The sequence below is a fragment of the Pedococcus sp. P1_H8 genome, from assembly GCF_056405175.1.
In genome coordinates this window covers 1-15482 of record NZ_JBFUCP010000014.1, presented here as the reverse complement: position 1 = coordinate 15482, position 15482 = coordinate 1, and the positions used below count along the sequence as shown (strand labels likewise).

The following is a 15482-nucleotide window of genomic DNA, read 5'->3' as shown; positions in this document are numbered from 1 at the left end:
CTGACGTGACCACCGACCAAGGACCCCTCGAGCCGTACGACGGCATCCTCCTGCTCTCCTTCGGTGGACCCGAGAAGCCTGAGGACGTGCTGCCCTTCCTGCGCACGGTGACCGCAGGCAAGAACATCCCCGACGAGCGGCTGCTCGAGGTCGGGGAGCACTACTACGGCTTCGGCGGCCGCAGCCCCATCAACGACCAGAACCGAGCGCTGCTCGCCGCGTTGCGCGCCGAGCTCGACCGGCGCGAGATCGACACCCCGATCGTCTGGGGCAACCGCAACTTCACCCCCTTCACGGCGCAGGCCCTGGAGCAGGCGCATGACCAGGGCCTGCGGCGACTGGTCACCGTCGTCACCAGCGCCTACTCGTGCTACTCCTCCTGCCGGCAGTACCGCGAGGACCTGGCTGCTGCGCAGCAGACGGTGGCCGAGGCAGGGATGGCGATCGAGCTGGACAAGGTCCGTCCCTACTCCAACCACCCGGGCTTCGCCCGCGCGAACACCCGCCTGGTCACCGAAGCGGTGCGAGGTGCCCTGCGCGACGGGGCGGAGGCTGCCGGAATCCGGCTGCTCTTCGTCACCCACTCGATCCCGACGGCGATGGACGACACGTCCGGCCCCGGCGACGCCGAGGGCCACGCCTACAGCCGACAGCACATCGCCCTCGGGGCCGCCATCACCGACGAGGTGAACGCGACCCTCGACACCGACTTCACGGGAGAGCTCGTCTTCTGCTCGCGATCGGGGCCCCCCGCGCAGCCGTGGCTGGAGCCCGACGTCAACGACCGCCTCGTGGAGCTGGCGCAAGAGGGAGCGTCCGTGGTGGTCGTGGCACCCGTCGGATTCGTCTCCGACCACATGGAGGTCGTCTACGACCTCGACACCGAGGCTGCCGCCACGGCGGAGCGGCTCGGGCTGCGCCTCGTGCGTGTGCCCACGGTGGGGGTCGACGCGGAGTTCGTCTCCGGACTGGTCGACCTCGTCCTGGAGCGGGCCGCCCAGGCGCGCGGCGAGGAACCGGCGACGCCCGCCTGGCCGGGGCGCGAAGCCATGCCGTCCACCTGCGCCCCCGGGTGCTGCCCCAACCTGCGTGACGCCAGGCCGGCTCTGTGCGGGCGGGACTGACCATGGACCTGCACGCACCGGACGCCCCCACCCTCGAGACCCTCGAGCGCCTCGCCGTCGAGGTGTGCCTGGAGGCGGGGCGGCTGGTCGTCGACGACCGTCCCGCCAACCTGAGCGTCGCCAAGACCAAGAGCACTGCCACCGACGTCGTCACGATCATGGACCAGAGGGCCCAGGACCTGCTGCGCTCGCGCCTGCACGAAGCCCGGCCCCAGGACGGCTTCCTCGGCGAGGAGGAGGGCGGCACGGACAGCCGCTCGGAGATCACCTGGGTCGTCGACCCCATCGACGGCACGGTCAACTACCTCTACGGCATCCCTTCGTATGCCGTGTCCGTGGCCGCCGTCGTCGGCGACCCGACCACGCCGGGGGCCTGGCGACCGGTGGCAGGGGCAGTCGTCAACCCGGTCACCGGTGAGCTGTTCCACGCACGGGTCGGCTCGGGGGCCTGGCTGCGCGTCGGGGCCGCACGCGCGACCAGACTGGAGATCGGGAGCCCGACCCAGCTCGGTCATGCGCTGGTCGGCACCGGCTTCGGCTACGACCCGCTGCGACGCGACTGGCAGGCCCGGGTGCTGCTGGAGGTCCTGCCGCAGATCCGCGACATCCGCCGGATCGGGAGTGCCGCGCTGGACATCTGCGCGGTCGCCGCGGGGGGTCTGGACGGCTACTACGAGCGGGGGCTGAACTCCTGGGACATGGCCGCGGCCTGGCTGGTGCTCACCGAAGCCGGGGGCGTGTTCTCCGGCCTCGGCTCGGAACCACCCAGCGAAGCGATGGTGGTCGCCGCGGCGGCCACGCTGCATACCGAACTGCACGAGGTGGTGCTCCGCGCCACGGAGCGGGCGGGCACGGAGGTCATGGGCAGCTAGCCCACGCGGTGCCCCGGCGGGTCAGGCGGCGCTGTAGTTGGTGAGCTCGGGGATACGCAGGCCGTGCTCGTCCGCGAGGCGGGCCAGGCTCTCGAGCTCTGCTTCACGGACGGAGGCGAGGTAGTCGTCGCCGGACTCCTGGGCTGTGCGCAGGGACTGCGCTGCGCGGGTCGCGCGCTGGGTGATCTCGGAGTGGAACTCGGTCATCGTGCACCCCTCTCTTCGTCGTTTCACGAGTCGGGTCGGCCGGGCCGGAGGTGAGGACTCTACGGGTACAACCGCCATTCGTGGGAGTTGGGGCTGCCCGATCTGGGTGAATCTTGGGTGAACCCAGACCATGACTTGGCCGCGGCTTGGCACGTCCCGCAGGGGGTCGCGAAGGCGCTGGGGGTCCGAATCTGGACCCGATGGTGACGTGGCGCGCTGGATAGGGCACAATCCCCGCCTGCGGTGGGCACAAAACCGCAGGCACCAGCGTTAACACCGGCGACTCGTCTTTCCGAGGCACGGGGAGACACAGATCACCGACACAACAGGGAGAGCGACAGCGACCATGGCGACTGACTACGACGCGCCGCGCAAGACCGACGACGAGCTGTCCGAGGACTCGATCGAGGAGTTGAAGTCCCGCCGCGTCGACAAGAGCGCTTCCAGCGTGGACGTCGACGAGACCGAGCAGGCCGAAGGTTTCGAGCTGCCCGGTGCGGACCTGTCCGGCGAAGAGCTCTCCGTGCGGGTCATCCCGCGCCAGTACGACGAGTTCACCTGTTCCAGGTGCTTCCTCGTGCACCACCGCAGCCAGCTGGCTTCCGAGTCCGGCGGCCAGATGGTGTGCCGGGAGTGCGCCGCGTAGGTGACCGGTGACACCGTGAGCGGCCCCCTGGGTGACACGATCCGCGGCACGGGGACGTTCGGCGCAGAGATAGGGTCAGTCCACGTGACTGGCCCTTCTCTCGTTCCGCCATCGACGGTCTCGGTCGGTGTGCGCCGCCTCGACGCCGGGCTGCCGCTGCCGTCCTACGCCCACCCGGGCGATGCAGGAGCAGACCTGTGCGCCGCCGCCGACCTCACCCTCGAGCCGGGGGAGCGAAGCCTGGTCCCCACCGGAGTGGCGCTGGCCATTCCCGACGGCTGGGTCGGCCTCGTCCACCCCCGCTCCGGCCTCGCGGCCAAGCACGGGATCAGCATCGTGAACGCGCCCGGCACCGTCGATGCGGGCTACCGCGGCGAGATTCTCGTCAACCTGATCAACCTCGACCCGCGCGACGCGTTCACCGTCCGTCGCGGCGACCGCATCGCCCAGCTGGTGGTCCAGCAGGTGGCGCGAGTGGAGTTCCTCGAGGTTGATTCGCTCGAAGCCACCTCGCGGGGTGACACTGGACACGGTGCCAGTGGCGGCTTCGGCGACCACACCCAGACAACGAAGGACTGACTCACCAGTGGGCATTTTCCGACGAGGCAAGAACACCGACGCGACCGACGTGGCGGACCTCGACCAGTCCGTCGACCCCGCGGGTTGGACGGACTCCGACGACGCACAGGATGCGGCCGACGCCGAGGGCGCCGGGGTCCTGACCGACCAGGCGGCCCGCGAGAGCGCGGTCAACGAGGTCGAGGCGGCCGGTGCGGTCGAGCGGCCGGGCGTCCAGGGTCCGTTCGACTCCTCGGAGGTCGAGCTCGACGGCGACGGACGGCTGGACCTCGGTGCCCTGCGCATCCAGGGGGTCCCGGGCATGGAACTGCGTCTGGAGGTCGACGAGGCGGCCAACCAGGTGGTGGGCGCCACCGCCGTCATCGGCGACTCCGCGGTGCAGATCCAGGCCTTCGCCGCCCCCAGGACGATGGGGATCTGGGACGACATCCGCGCCGAGATCGCCGAGTCGATCCTGGCCCAGGGCGGCACCGCCGACGAGGCCCGCGGTCCGTTCGGCACCGAGCTGCGCACCAGGATGCCTTCGGCCGGCCCCGACGGGCGCACCGTCTTCGCCCCAGCCCGCTTCGCCGGTGTGGATGGTCCACGCTGGTTCCTTCGCGCGGTCTTCTCCGGCCGTGCCGCCATCGAGGAGGAGGCTGCCGCACCCCTGCTCGACGTGGTGCGCAGCACGGTCGTCGTCCGTGGTGACGGCGCGATGGCGCCCCGGGAGATGCTGCTGCTCAAGCTCCCCGAGCAGATCGAGGTGCCCGAGACCGACGCAGCCCTGGCCAACGGATCGCCGTCCGACACCGAGAGTGCCGACGCGCAGCGGGCAGCCGGACACGTCGACGACCTCAAGCCCTTCGAGCGAGGCCCCGAGATCACCGAGGTCAGGTAGGAAACGTCATGGCCACCAAGCAGCCCACCACCGTCGCCCCTCACCCTGTGCACGGCCGCAAGTCGGCGTTGTCGCGACTCGGCGAGAGGTTGACCAAGTCGGTCACCCAGATCGAGGCCGACGAGCTCAAGGAGGACGCCGCCAGGATGGGTTGCACCCCCATGTGCGACCTCCAGGATCGCCAGGAGGCGACCGTGTCGGGGACCGTGCGCGCGGTGACCCTGCGCCCCCGGGTCAACGTCCCCGCGCTGGTCATCGACCTCTACGACGGCAGCCGCACGATCAACCTCATCTGGCTGGGGCGCAGGACCATCGGCGGCATCCAGCCAGGCACCTACCTGCGCGCCCACGGGCGCGTGACCTACACGCGCGGCATACCCACGATCTTCAACCCCTCCTACGAGATCGTCCCGCTGCGTGCTCACTGAACCCGCTGCCGGTACCACCGTCGAGGAGCTCATCCGGCATCGCCTGTCCACCGCCTTGGGCGGTTGGCGCGGCTCCGTGGAGACTGCCCTGCCCACCGTGGCGTTCGTCGTCCTGTGGGTGTGGCGCCAGGAGCTGATGACCGCCATCGTCGCCTCCGTGGTGGTGACGGTGATCCTCGCCGTGCTGCGAGTCGTGCAGCGGCAGAGTCTGCAGTACGTCCTCTCCGCGGTGTTCCCCACGGCGATCGCGGCGTTCTTCGCGTTGCGCAGCGGGCGGGCGCAGGACGCCTTCCTGCCCGGCATCATCTGGAATGCCGTGATGCTCGCGGTGGCGACGGTCTCGGTCGTCGTCCGCTGGCCCCTTGTCGGCTTCATGGTCGGCGCCGGTGACCCGCGGATGGCCGACGACCCGGTCGGCTGGCACCGCGACCGCGGGCTGGTCAGGGTCTGCCAGCGGCTCACGCTGGTCCTGGTCGCCCTCTTCGTCGTGCGGCTGCTCATCATGGTGCCGCTCTACGTCGCCGGGCAGGTGGCTCTCCTGGGCGTGGCGAAGGTCGTGCTCGGGTGGCCCCTCTGGCTGGCCGGCGTCGGCGTGATGGGCCTGTTGCTGGTCAAGGGACACACCCCTGCCGAGCTCGACGACTCCGACGAGACGCAGGAGTCCGTGGCATCGGGCGAGTCCGAGCTGCGGGCCTGAGCCGGGGCTCGGCTCACTCCTCGTTGCGCGGGACTCGCTGACCGGGGCTGAGCATCGCCTCGAGCTCGTCCTCGAACTCCGGCGTCGAGATGAAGAGCAGCTCGTCGTGCGGTTCGAGCGAGTCGTCCCGGCTGGGGGCGATGGGGTGGTCCTCGCGGATGATCCCCACCAGCACGGTCTCGCCGGGGAACGCCACGTCACCGACGCGCTTGCCGGCATAGGGGCTCTCCGGTGGCAGGGTCAGCTCGACCATCGTGGCCTTGCCCTGCTGGAACTGGAAGATGCGCACGAGGTCGCCGACGCTGACGGCCTCTTCGACCAGTGCGGTCATCAGGCGTGGTGTCGACACTGCGACGTCGACGCCCCAGGCCTCGTCGAACATCCACTCGTTCTTTGGGTTGTTGACGCGGGCGACGGTGCGGGGCACGCCGAATTCGGTCTTGGCCAGCAGGGACACCACGAGGTTGACCTTGTCGTCACCGGTCGCCGCGACGACCACGTCGCACTCGGCAAGCCCGGCCTCGTGCAGGGCGGTGATCTCGCAGGCGTCCGCGAGGAGCCAGTTGGCATCCGGGATCTTGCTGGCCTGGACGTCCTTGCGCTCCCGGTCCATGAGGAGCACCTGGTGGCCGTTGTGGAGGAGCTCGCGGGCGATCGAGCGGCCCACGCTGCCTGCCCCGGCGATGACGACGCGCATGCTGGTTCCTTTTGGCTCGGTCTGGCTCAGTGCTCGGTCACGACGGGCGGCGCGTCGAGGGTGCGCTCGACGGCGGCAAGCTCCGTCGCGAGGCTCGCGAGGTGGAGCAGGTCACCCTCTTGGAAGACGCTGTCGGCACCCGGCAGGATCGCGGCACCCAGCCGCGTCAGGTAGGCCGCGCGGCTGCCAGTGGCTTCCTCGAGCTCACTGATGCGGTGGCCCACCCAGGCGGGGTTGACCGTCACCTCGGCGATGACGACGTTGCCGGACGGGTCGACCAGCTCGGGGACGTGCCCCTGGGGGAGCAGCCGGCGAAGCATCTGGTCGGCCGTCCACTTGACCGTCGCCACGGTGGGTATGCCGAGCCGCTGGTAGACCTCGGCGCGACCGGGGTCGTAGATGCGGGCGACGACGTGCTCGACCCCGAAGGTCTCGCGGGCCACCCGGGCGGCGAGGATGTTGGAGTTGTCTCCACTCGAGACGGCCGCGAACGCGTAGGCGTCGGCGATCCCGGCCTCGTGCAGGGTGTCCCGGTCGAACCCCACGCCGGTGACCCTGCGACCCTCGAAGGCGGACCCCAGCCGACGGAACGCCGACTCCTCCTGGTCGATGATCGCGACGTCGTGGCCCTGACTCTCGAGGCTGAGCGCGAGGGAGGAGCCCACCCGGCCGCAGCCCATGATGACGAAGTGCACGACGCCGACGCTACACCGCGGCCTGAGGCGCATGCAGGGCGCCGCGCAGCCGTGGATGGTGCGCCCTAGAGTGTTGGCCGTGCCCACCTCTGGACGTGTCGTCAAGCGCGTGCTCGTCGGACGCGCGATGCGCAGTGACCGACTGGGCGAGACCCTCCTCCCCAAGAGGCTCGCCCTCCCGATCTTTGCGAGCGACGCTCTGTCGTCGGTCGCCTACGCGCCGGACGAGATCTTCCTGACCCTGGGACTGGCGGGCGGCTTCCTCGCCCTGACCCACTCGTGGCAGATCGGGCTGTGCGTGGTCGGCGTCATGCTGGTCGTGGTCGCGTCCTACCGGCAGAACGTCCACGCCTACCCCTCGGGTGGTGGCGACTACGAGGTGGCCACCACCAACCTCGGGCCCAAGGCGGGCCTGACGGTGGCCGCGGCGCTGCTGGTCGACTACGTGCTGACCGTGGCGGTGTCCATCTCGTCGGGGGTGCAGAACGCCGCGGCGGCGCTGCCCTTCATCCGCGGCCACGAGGTGATCGTGGCGGTCGGCCTGGTCGCGCTGCTGACGGCCATGAACCTGCGTGGCGTGCGCGAGTCCGGCAAGGCGTTCGCCATACCCGTGTACGCCTTCATGGTCAGCGTCCTCGGGATGGGCGTCGTCGGGTTGATCCGCGAGGTGGGCGGGACGCTGCCGCAGGCCGAGAGCGCCGGGCTGACCCTCGCTCCCGAGAAGGGCTTCGCGTCCCTCGGCAGCTTCGCCATGATGTTCCTGCTCCTGCGCGCGTTCTCCTCGGGCTGTGCGGCGCTCACCGGTGTGGAGGCGATCTCCAACGGCGTTCCGGCCTTCGAGAAGCCCAAGTCCCGCAACGCCGCGACCACGCTGCTGCTCATGGGCCTGGTCTCCATCACCATGTTGATGTCGATGCTCGTGCTGGCGAAGTGGACCGGCATCAAGTTCGCCGAGGACCCCCACACCCAGCTGCTGCAGGCCAACGGAAAACCGGTCCCCGCCGACTACGTCCAGGACACGATCATGGGCCAGGTGTCCCAGGCGGTGTTCTCCGGTTTCCACCCGGGCGTGATCATCGTCTCGATCGTCGCGGGGCTGATCCTCATCCTGGCCGCCAACACGGCCTTCAACGGCTTCCCGGTGCTCGGCTCGATCCTGGCCAAGGACGGCTACCTGCCTCGTCAGCTGCACACCCGCGGCGACCGGCTGGCCTTCTCCAACGGCATCCTCATCCTCGCGGGGGCTGCCGCGCTCCTCATCGTCATCTACGACGCCGAGGTCACCAAGCTCATCCAGCTCTACATCGTCGGCGTCTTCGTGTCGTTCACCCTCAGCCAGACCGGCATGATCCGGCACTGGAACCGGCACCTGCGCCTGGAGCGCGACGGCGCCGAACGACGCAAGATGATGCGCAGCAGGGTCATCAACGCCATCGGCGCGACCATGTCCGGTGTGGTCCTCGTCGTGGTGCTGCTCACCAAGTTCACCCATGGTGCGGGCTACGCGATCGCCGCGATGGTCGTGATCTTCTTCATCATGCTGCGCATCCGCAAGCACTACGAGCGCGTGCGCGACGAGCTGCGCCTCAGCGAGGACGACCTCGACGCCCAGCTGCTGCCGAGCCGCGTGCATGCGATCGTCCTCGTCTCCAAGATCCACAAGCCGACCCTGCGCGCGCTGGCCTACGCCCGTGCCACGCGGCCGTCCAAGCTCGAGGCCATCACGGTCAACGTGGAGCCGGACGAGACCAAGGCGCTGCAGGAGGAGTGGGACCGCCGCGACATCCCCGTACCCCTCAAGGCCCTGGACTCGCCCTACCGCGAGATCACCCGTCCGGTGGTCGAGTACGTCAAGTCCCTGCGGTCCGGTCACCCCCGTGACGTGGTCGTCGTCTACATCCCGGAGTACGTCCTGGGCAAGTGGTACGAGCAGGTGCTGCACAACCAGAGCGCCCTGCGACTCAAGGGCCGGCTGCTGTTCACACCCGGTGTCATGGTGGCCAGCGTCCCCTGGCAGCTGGCCTCCTCCCAGGGCGCCGAGGAGCGGTTCGACGGCCCGACCGCGGGCTCGGTCCGACTCGGCCAGTGAGCACGCCTCCGACCACAGCCGCTGCCCTCGCCGTCGGCGACGTTGTCGTGCTCGACATCGGACCGGTCGCCCACGGCGGCTTCTGCGTGGCCCGGCACGAGGGTCGCGTCGTCTTCGTCCGTCACGCGCTCCCGGGGGAGCGCGTCCACGCGCAGATCACCGAGGCGCGCGAGGGCCAGCGGTTCGTGCGGGCCGACTGCGTCGAGGTGCTGGACGCAAGCCCGCACCGGGTCGCCCCGCCTTGCCGGTATGCCGCGCCTGGCCTGTGCGGCGGCTGCGACTTCCAGCACGCGGAGCTGTCCTACCAGCGCGACCTCAAGGCCGCCGTCGTCCGCGAGCAGTTCTCCCGGCTCGCCAGGCAGGACGTCGACGTCGCGGTGGAACCGGTGCCGGGCGACGAGGCCGGGCTGGGGTGGCGCACCCGGGTCGAGTTCGCCGTCGACGATGCCGGTCGGGCCGGGCTGAGGGGGAGTCGGTCGCACGAGGTCATCCCCGTCGAGTCGTGCCTCATCGCGGACCCGCGTGTCCTGGCGACCGGGGTGCTGGCGCAGGAGTGGTCCGGCGAGGTGGCCGTCGACGTCGCGGCACCGTCCGAAGGCGACGCAGTCGTGGTGCCTGTCCCGTCTGGCGAGGCGGACGCTCCTGTCGTCACGGAGCGCGTTGCGGCACACAGCTTCTCGGGCACCTTCGAGGTGTCGGCGCGCGGCTTCTGGCAGGTCCACCCCGGGGCGGCCGCGACCTTTGTGGACACCGTGACCGGCATGCTCGCCCCCCAGCCGGGCGAGACCGCTCTCGACCTGTATGCCGGCGTCGGACTGTTCGCCGCGGTCCTGGCCGAGCGGGTGGGGGAGTCGGGCAAGGTCGTCGCGGTCGAGTCCGACGCCGAAGCCGTCGCCTCGGCGGCGGGCAACCTCGCGGCATACCCGTCGGTGGTCGTGGTGCGGGCGCGGGTGGACGACGCGTTCGGTGTGCCGCGGGCGCACCGGTCGGGTCCCGCGCGCAACCGCGCCCAGCGTGCGCGCAAGCTCCGCCGGCATCCGCTGCTGCCGTTGCGCGCCGATCTCGTCGTGCTCGACCCACCGCGCACGGGAGCCGGTCGCGACGTCGCCGCCCAGGTGGCGGCGCTGGAGGCCAGGGCGATCGCCTACGTCGCCTGCGACCCCTCGGCGCTGGCCCGGGACACGGCCTTCCTGGCTGAGGCGGGGTACCGCCTGGCCGAGCTCCGTGCCTTCGACGCCTTCCCCATGACCCACCACGTCGAGTGCATCGCCCTGTTCGAGAGAGCCGGTGCGTGACGGTGTCGCCGAGGGCGACCACCCGCTTCCACTTTCGCTGCGCGCGCCGGTGGAGCAGGATCAGGCACAGGCCTGACCGACATGATATCTTGACGTCAAGATAAATCGAGCACGCATCGGGCACGACATCGGTGCGTCCTCACAGCATCGATCCCAGAGCATCGAAGGAGCAGGCAGTGGCCAGCACGAACAGCTTCAACGCCCACGGTGAGCTCAAGGTCGGTGACAACTCCTACGAGGTCTACCGACTGAGCGCGGTCGAGGGCAACGAGACCCTCCCGTACAGCCTGAAGGTGCTGCTGGAGAACCTCCTGCGCACCGAGGACGGCGCCAACATCACCGCCGACCACATCCGGGCCCTCGGCGCCTGGGACGAGACCGCCGACCCGGACACCGAGATCCAGTTCACCCCGGCCCGCGTCCTCATGCAGGACTTCACCGGCGTCCCCTGCATCGTCGACCTCGCCACCATGCGCGAGGCCGTGGCCGACCTCGGCGGCGACCCGGCCAAGATCAACCCCCTCAGCCCGGCCGAGATGGTCATCGACCACTCGGTCATCATCGATGTCTTCGGCCGCGCCGACGCGTTCGAGCGCAACGTCGAGATCGAGTACCAGCGCAACGGCGAGCGCTACCAGTTCCTGCGCTGGGGCCAGACCGCGTTCGAGGACTTCAAAGTCGTGCCCCCGGGCACGGGCATCGTCCACCAGGTCAACATCGAGCACCTCGCGCGCACCGTGATGGTCCGTGACGGCGTGGCCTACCCCGACACCTGCGTCGGCACCGATTCCCACACCACCATGGTCAACGGCCTCGGGGTGCTGGGCTGGGGGGTGGGCGGCATCGAGGCCGAGGCGGCCATGCTCGGCCAGCCCGTCTCGATGCTCATCCCGCGCGTCGTCGGCTTCAAGCTGTCCGGGTCCATCCCGGCCGGCGCGACCGCAACTGACGTGGTGCTGACCATCACCGAGCAGCTGCGCGGCCATGGCGTCGTCGGCAAGTTCGTCGAGTTCTACGGCGAGGGCGTCTCGGCCGTGCCGCTGGCCAACCGCGCCACGATCGGCAACATGAGCCCCGAGTTCGGCTCGACGTGTGCGATCTTCCCGATCGACGACGTGACCCTGGAGTACCTGCGGCTCACCGGCCGGTCCGACGAGTCGGTCGCCCTCGTGGAGGCCTACGCCAAGGAGCAGGGCATGTGGCTGCACGCCGGGCCCGACCAGCCCGAGGCGCGCTACTCCGAGCGGCTCGAGCTCGACCTGTCGACCGTCGTCCCGTCGATCGCCGGTCCCAAGCGCCCGCAGGACCGCATCGCGCTCACCGACGCCAAGGACGCCTTCCGCAAGGTGCTGCCGACCTACGTCGCGCACCACGAGGGCGACGCCGGCGCGGCCACCAGCTTCCCGGCGAGCGACCCGTCGCCACAGGGCAGCACCGACGGCACGAACGGCGGCGACAAGCCGGCCTACGAGGGTGACGGTTCGGGCCGGCCCACGAAGAAGGTGAGCGTCACCTCGGCAGAGGGGGCGACCTTCGAGATCGACCACGGCATCGTCTCGATCGCCTCGATCACGAGCTGCACCAACACGTCCAACCCGTCGGTGATGATGGCCGCCGCGATGCTGGCCAAGAACGCCGTGGACCGCGGGCTGACCGTGGCGCCGTGGGTCAAGACGTCGATGGCGCCGGGCTCCAAGGTCGTCTCGGACTACTACGAGAAGGCCGGCATGTGGCCCTACCTCGAGAAGCTCGGCTTCCACCTCGTCGGCTACGGCTGCACCACGTGCATCGGCAACTCCGGCCCGCTGAGCGACGAGATCTCGGCCGCCATCAACGAGAACGACCTGGCCGTCGTCTCGGTGCTGTCGGGCAACCGCAACTTCGAGGGCCGGATCAACCCGGACGTGAAGATGAACTACCTCGCGTCTCCGCCGCTGGTCATCGCCTACGCGCTCGCCGGCACGATGGACTTCGACTTCGACGCCGAGCCGCTGGGCCAGGACACCGACGGCAACGACGTGTTCCTCAAGGACCTGTGGCCGGCTCCGGCGGACGTCGAGCGGACCATCACCGAGAGCATCAACAAGGAGATGTTCACCAGCGACTACGCCGACGTGTTCGCCGGCGACGAGCGCTGGAGGTCGCTGCCCACGCCTGAGGGCAAGACGTTCGACTGGGCCGACGACTCGACCTACGTGCGCAAGCCCCCGTACTTCGACGGGATGTCCATGGACACCACGCCGGTCACAGACATCGACGACGCCCGTGTCCTGGCCAGGCTGGGTGACTCGGTCACGACTGACCACATCAGCCCGGCCGGCTCGATCAAGGCCGACAGCCCCGCTGGCACCTACCTCGCCGAGCACGGCGTCGACCGCAAGGACTTCAACTCCTACGGCTCACGACGCGGCAACCACGAGGTCATGATCCGCGGGACGTTCGCCAACATCCGGCTCAAGAACCTGCTGTTGGACGGCGTCGAGGGCGGCTTCACCAAGACCTTCGTCGACACTCCCTCCGCGAAGGCTGGCGAGCAGACGACGATCTACGACGCCTCCGCCGCCTACCAGGAGGCCGGTGTCCCGCTGGTCATCCTGTCGGGGAAGGAGTACGGCTCCGGCTCGTCCCGTGACTGGGCCGCCAAGGGCACCCGCCTGCTCGGCGTCCGCGCCGTCATCGCCGAGAGCTACGAGCGGATCCACCGCTCCAACCTCATCGGCATGGGCGTGATCCCGCTGCAGTACCCGGCGGGGCAGTCCGCCGACTCGCTCGGACTGGACGGCACGGAGACGATCTCGATCTCGGGCATCACGGCGCTCAACGAGGGCTCGACCCCCAAGACCGTCAAGGTCTCCGCGGTCCGTGACGGTGCCGACCCCGTGGAGTTCGACGCGGTCGTCCGCATCGACACCCCCGGCGAGGCCGACTACTACCGCAACGGCGGCATCCTGCAGTACGTCCTTCGGTCGCTCGTCAACAGCTGAGTCCTGCCGCGCCGCAACCGATTTCGGTATGCCGCGTGAGTGGCTGCGAGGCCCCGGACACCACGATGGTGGCCGGGGCCGCGTCGTCGCAGGTCAGCCCATCGTCTTCTGACCGTCGAGCGACTCCCGGATGATGTCGGCGTGGCCCGCGTGCTGCGACGTCTCGGCAAGGATGTGCAGCACCGTCCGGCGGACCGACCAGGTGGCCCCGGGCTCGAACCACGGCGCCTTGGGCAGCTCGTGGGCCGTGTCCAGGTCGAGCGTCCGCACGAGGTCGTCGGTGTGTCGCGCGACCTCCTCGTACCGAGCGAGCTGGCCGGCGAGCGTCTCGCCGGCGAGCAGGCGGTGCGAGTCCGCGAAGGCGGCCACCTCGGCGGGCGGGTTCGCCCAGTCGATCGACTCCCAGTCGATGTCCGGGGCCGACCCGCTGCCCTCGACCATGAACGTCGCCCACTGTGCCTCGACGTCGGCGACGTGTTTGACGAGGCCCCCGAGGGTGAGCTCGCTGACTGTCGTCCGGGTGCGCGCCTGGTCGTCGGTGAGCTCCTTGACGGCGAAGCGGAGGAAGCCACGGTGCTTGCGCAGCGACTCCAGCAGGTCGGCTCGTTCGCCCGCGCCGGCGTTCGACGATGGGGCGGTGGACAGGGTCTCGATTGTCTGGCTCATGGGTTCAGGCTAGGGCGGAATGCGGTCACTTCCTGACCTCAATCGGGAAGGGCACAGAGGTGGTCGTGAGGCGGTGGTCGGACCGTTCCAGTGCAGGTTCGAACCGACCCAGAACTCGCTGGGGTCAGCCCCTGACCTGCGGGTTTGTCCCGGCCACCGGTTGCGCACCACGGTGATCCATGCTCAACTGACGGGGAGTAACGACCTTGGGCCGGGGAGCTTGGGGACGACTACATGCGGGGGACGCAACGCGTCGGCAGCCTGTTGAGGCTGTTCTTCGGCGCTGCCTTCCTGTGCCTCGTCTGGGTCCTGTTCTCCGCTGCGCAGGCCGACGCGGCCGAGCGTCCCGCACCCGCCACACCCGCCAGACCCGCCACGCCCGCCGCGCTCGTCGCCTCGGTCGCAAAGCCGGTGAAGACGCCGGCCACGGAGACCGTGGATGCTGCCGCGCAGTCGCTGAAGGCCGTCGCCGCAGCGGTTCCGTCGCTCGAAGCGCCGGTGGTCGTGGTCGCCGATGCAGTGGTGACGGTGGCGGACTCAGTCCCCGTCGTGGGTCGTGATCCACTCGTGGACGTGCCACTGCCCGATCCGTCGGAGGCGCCGCTTCCCGTGAAGCTCCCGGAGCTGGGCGCACTGGACCAGGCGACGGACCATCGTTCTGCGGATTCGCCTGCGACACAAAGGAATCAACCACCAGAGGCGACCCTCTCGACCGTTTCGCGGCGGCTGGCGCGGGCGTCCTTCGACGCGGACGTGTCGAGCACCGGCAGGCGGGCCGCCGCAGCTGTGAACACGTCGCCGCGTTCGGCCGCGCCAGAGCCAGCGGACGCGCCCGAGCCGTTCCCCTTCCCGCAGTCCCCGATGCCTCCGACCAACTCGGTACCCAACCCGGGTGGGGGAGCGTCCTCTGCCGACGTTGCCTCGATCGGCCCGGCCATCGCTCTTCCACGCCTCACCCTGTCGGGATCCAGCTCCTCGGACTGGCGGGTTCCTCGGGGACTGTCGGCCCAGCCCGGTTCTCGACCTGATTGATGCTGCTCTGGCGCCTGTGGCAGGTGCCCACGAGCCATGCCCGCGTTGCGGGCGACACAGCACGATCAGGAAGGAAAGACCATGCATGCATATCTGCGTCGAGGGCTCGAAGTAGCCCTCGTGGTCGGGGGCGGCATCCTGTTCTTCGCAGGACAAGCCTCGGCCGATGAAACCACGGGCGCCGAAAGCGCCCTGGGTGGCAACCAGGCGACAACGTCCGTCGTCGCTCCCGTCACGCCGACGGGCAACTCCATCTCGGTCGTCGGCGACTCCGGAACCTCCGGATCGACGACCGCCGCACCGTCGGCTCCGGCTGGTTCGTCGACGGGCACTGCTGGTGACACGACCTCGGGTCAGGACGCGACGGGTGGTGGCAACCAGGTCACCGCTCCGGCGGCGGCTCCGGTGTCGGCCAGTGGCAACGCCGTGTCGGTGCTGGGGGACTCCTCGTCCTCGGGCTCGACGACGTCGGCCCCGGCTGGTTCGTCGACTGGTTCGTCGACCGGTACTGCTGGTGACACGACCTCGGGTCAGGACGCGACGGGTGGTGGCAACCAGGTCACCGCTCCGGCGGCGGCTCCGGTGTCGGCC

At 69.9% G+C, this 15482-nt stretch carries 15 protein-coding genes and 1 pseudogene; 12 read left to right on the top strand and 4 right to left on the bottom strand.

The genetic code is table 11. The features are described 5' to 3' along the window. Nucleotides 1–5: 5 nt before the first annotated feature. Together AC1DYG_RS17400 and AC1DYG_RS17395 are read left to right on the top strand one after the other, a co-directional pair. On the top strand, nucleotides 6–1124 hold the full coding sequence (locus AC1DYG_RS17400; protein ID WP_477641127.1) for a ferrochelatase: 1119 nt from the start codon (nucleotides 6–8) through the stop codon (nucleotides 1122–1124). Between the two features lie 2 nt (nucleotides 1125–1126). Next, nucleotides 1127–1996, top strand: coding sequence for an inositol monophosphatase family protein (locus AC1DYG_RS17395; RefSeq protein WP_477641126.1), 870 nt, complete (start codon nucleotides 1127–1129; stop codon nucleotides 1994–1996). Nucleotides 1997–2017: 21 nt separating this feature from the next. Here the strand turns inward: AC1DYG_RS17395 and AC1DYG_RS17390 are convergent, their stop codons facing one another. Beyond that, nucleotides 2018–2203 (bottom strand): hypothetical protein, encoded by a 186-nt coding sequence (locus AC1DYG_RS17390; RefSeq protein ID WP_477619130.1) that lies wholly within the window; start codon nucleotides 2201–2203, stop codon nucleotides 2018–2020. A 346-nt stretch (nucleotides 2204–2549) separates the two neighbouring features. Here AC1DYG_RS17390 and AC1DYG_RS17385 point away from each other — a divergent pair, with 346 nt between their 5' ends. From AC1DYG_RS17385 to AC1DYG_RS17365, 5 genes are all read left to right on the top strand, one after another. Beyond that, nucleotides 2550–2849: a DUF4193 domain-containing protein gene (locus AC1DYG_RS17385; protein ID WP_056920802.1), complete on the top strand. Its 300-nt coding sequence runs from the start codon at nucleotides 2550–2552 to the stop codon at nucleotides 2847–2849. 84 nt (nucleotides 2850–2933) lie between these two features. Further along, a complete protein-coding gene (gene dut / locus AC1DYG_RS17380) occupies nucleotides 2934–3428 on the top strand; it encodes a dUTP diphosphatase (protein WP_477641125.1) in 495 nt (164 codons plus the stop codon). A gap of 7 nt (nucleotides 3429–3435) precedes the next feature. Further along, nucleotides 3436–4308, top strand: coding sequence for a DUF3710 domain-containing protein (locus AC1DYG_RS17375; protein WP_477641124.1), 873 nt, complete (start codon nucleotides 3436–3438; stop codon nucleotides 4306–4308). An 8-nt stretch (nucleotides 4309–4316) separates the two neighbouring features. Then, a complete protein-coding gene (locus tag AC1DYG_RS17370; RefSeq protein ID WP_477641123.1) occupies nucleotides 4317–4736 on the top strand; it encodes an OB-fold nucleic acid binding domain-containing protein in 420 nt (139 codons plus the stop codon). Further along, nucleotides 4726–5433, top strand: coding sequence for a DUF3159 domain-containing protein (locus AC1DYG_RS17365; protein ID WP_477641122.1), 708 nt, complete (start codon nucleotides 4726–4728; stop codon nucleotides 5431–5433). Before AC1DYG_RS17370 ends, AC1DYG_RS17365 begins: the two co-directional genes overlap by 11 nt. A gap of 13 nt (nucleotides 5434–5446) precedes the next feature. Here the strand turns inward: AC1DYG_RS17365 and AC1DYG_RS17360 are convergent, their stop codons facing one another. Both AC1DYG_RS17360 and AC1DYG_RS17355 read right to left on the bottom strand, forming a co-directional pair. Next, nucleotides 5447–6130 carry a potassium channel family protein gene (locus AC1DYG_RS17360; RefSeq protein ID WP_477641121.1) on the bottom strand — a complete coding sequence of 228 codons (684 nt, stop codon included), beginning with the start codon at nucleotides 6128–6130 and terminating at the stop codon, nucleotides 5447–5449. Between the two features lie 26 nt (nucleotides 6131–6156). Continuing rightward, on the bottom strand, nucleotides 6157–6825 hold the full coding sequence (locus tag AC1DYG_RS17355; protein ID WP_477641120.1) for a potassium channel family protein: 669 nt from the start codon (nucleotides 6823–6825) through the stop codon (nucleotides 6157–6159). 55 nt (nucleotides 6826–6880) lie between these two features. On the opposite strand from AC1DYG_RS17355, the gene AC1DYG_RS17350 reads away from it, so the two are divergent. From AC1DYG_RS17350 to acnA, 3 genes are all read left to right on the top strand, one after another. Next, a complete protein-coding gene (locus tag AC1DYG_RS17350) occupies nucleotides 6881–8914 on the top strand; it encodes an APC family permease (protein WP_477641164.1) in 2034 nt (677 codons plus the stop codon). Beyond that, the gene (locus tag AC1DYG_RS17345) at nucleotides 8911–10209 is read left to right on the top strand and encodes a class I SAM-dependent RNA methyltransferase (protein ID WP_477641119.1); all 1299 of its coding nucleotides are present in this window, start codon (nucleotides 8911–8913) and stop codon (nucleotides 10207–10209) included. Before AC1DYG_RS17350 ends, AC1DYG_RS17345 begins: the two co-directional genes overlap by 4 nt. 176 nt (nucleotides 10210–10385) lie before the next feature. Further along, nucleotides 10386–13193 carry an aconitate hydratase AcnA gene (gene acnA / locus AC1DYG_RS17340; RefSeq protein ID WP_477641118.1) on the top strand — a complete coding sequence of 936 codons (2808 nt, stop codon included), beginning with the start codon at nucleotides 10386–10388 and terminating at the stop codon, nucleotides 13191–13193. Nucleotides 13194–13286: 93 nt separating this feature from the next. Here acnA and AC1DYG_RS17335 read toward each other — a convergent pair whose 3' ends face one another. Continuing rightward, nucleotides 13287–13859, bottom strand: a complete 573-nt coding sequence (locus tag AC1DYG_RS17335) for a DinB family protein (RefSeq protein WP_477641117.1) — start codon at nucleotides 13857–13859, stop codon at nucleotides 13287–13289. Between the two features lie 234 nt (nucleotides 13860–14093). Between AC1DYG_RS17335 and AC1DYG_RS17330 the strand changes: the two genes are divergently transcribed. Both AC1DYG_RS17330 and AC1DYG_RS17325 read left to right on the top strand, forming a co-directional pair. Continuing rightward, nucleotides 14094–14891, top strand: coding sequence for a hypothetical protein (locus AC1DYG_RS17330; RefSeq protein ID WP_477641116.1), 798 nt, complete (start codon nucleotides 14094–14096; stop codon nucleotides 14889–14891). A gap of 81 nt (nucleotides 14892–14972) precedes the next feature. Beyond that, a pseudogene (locus AC1DYG_RS17325) lies at nucleotides 14973–15482 on the top strand (hypothetical protein); the annotation flags it as partial.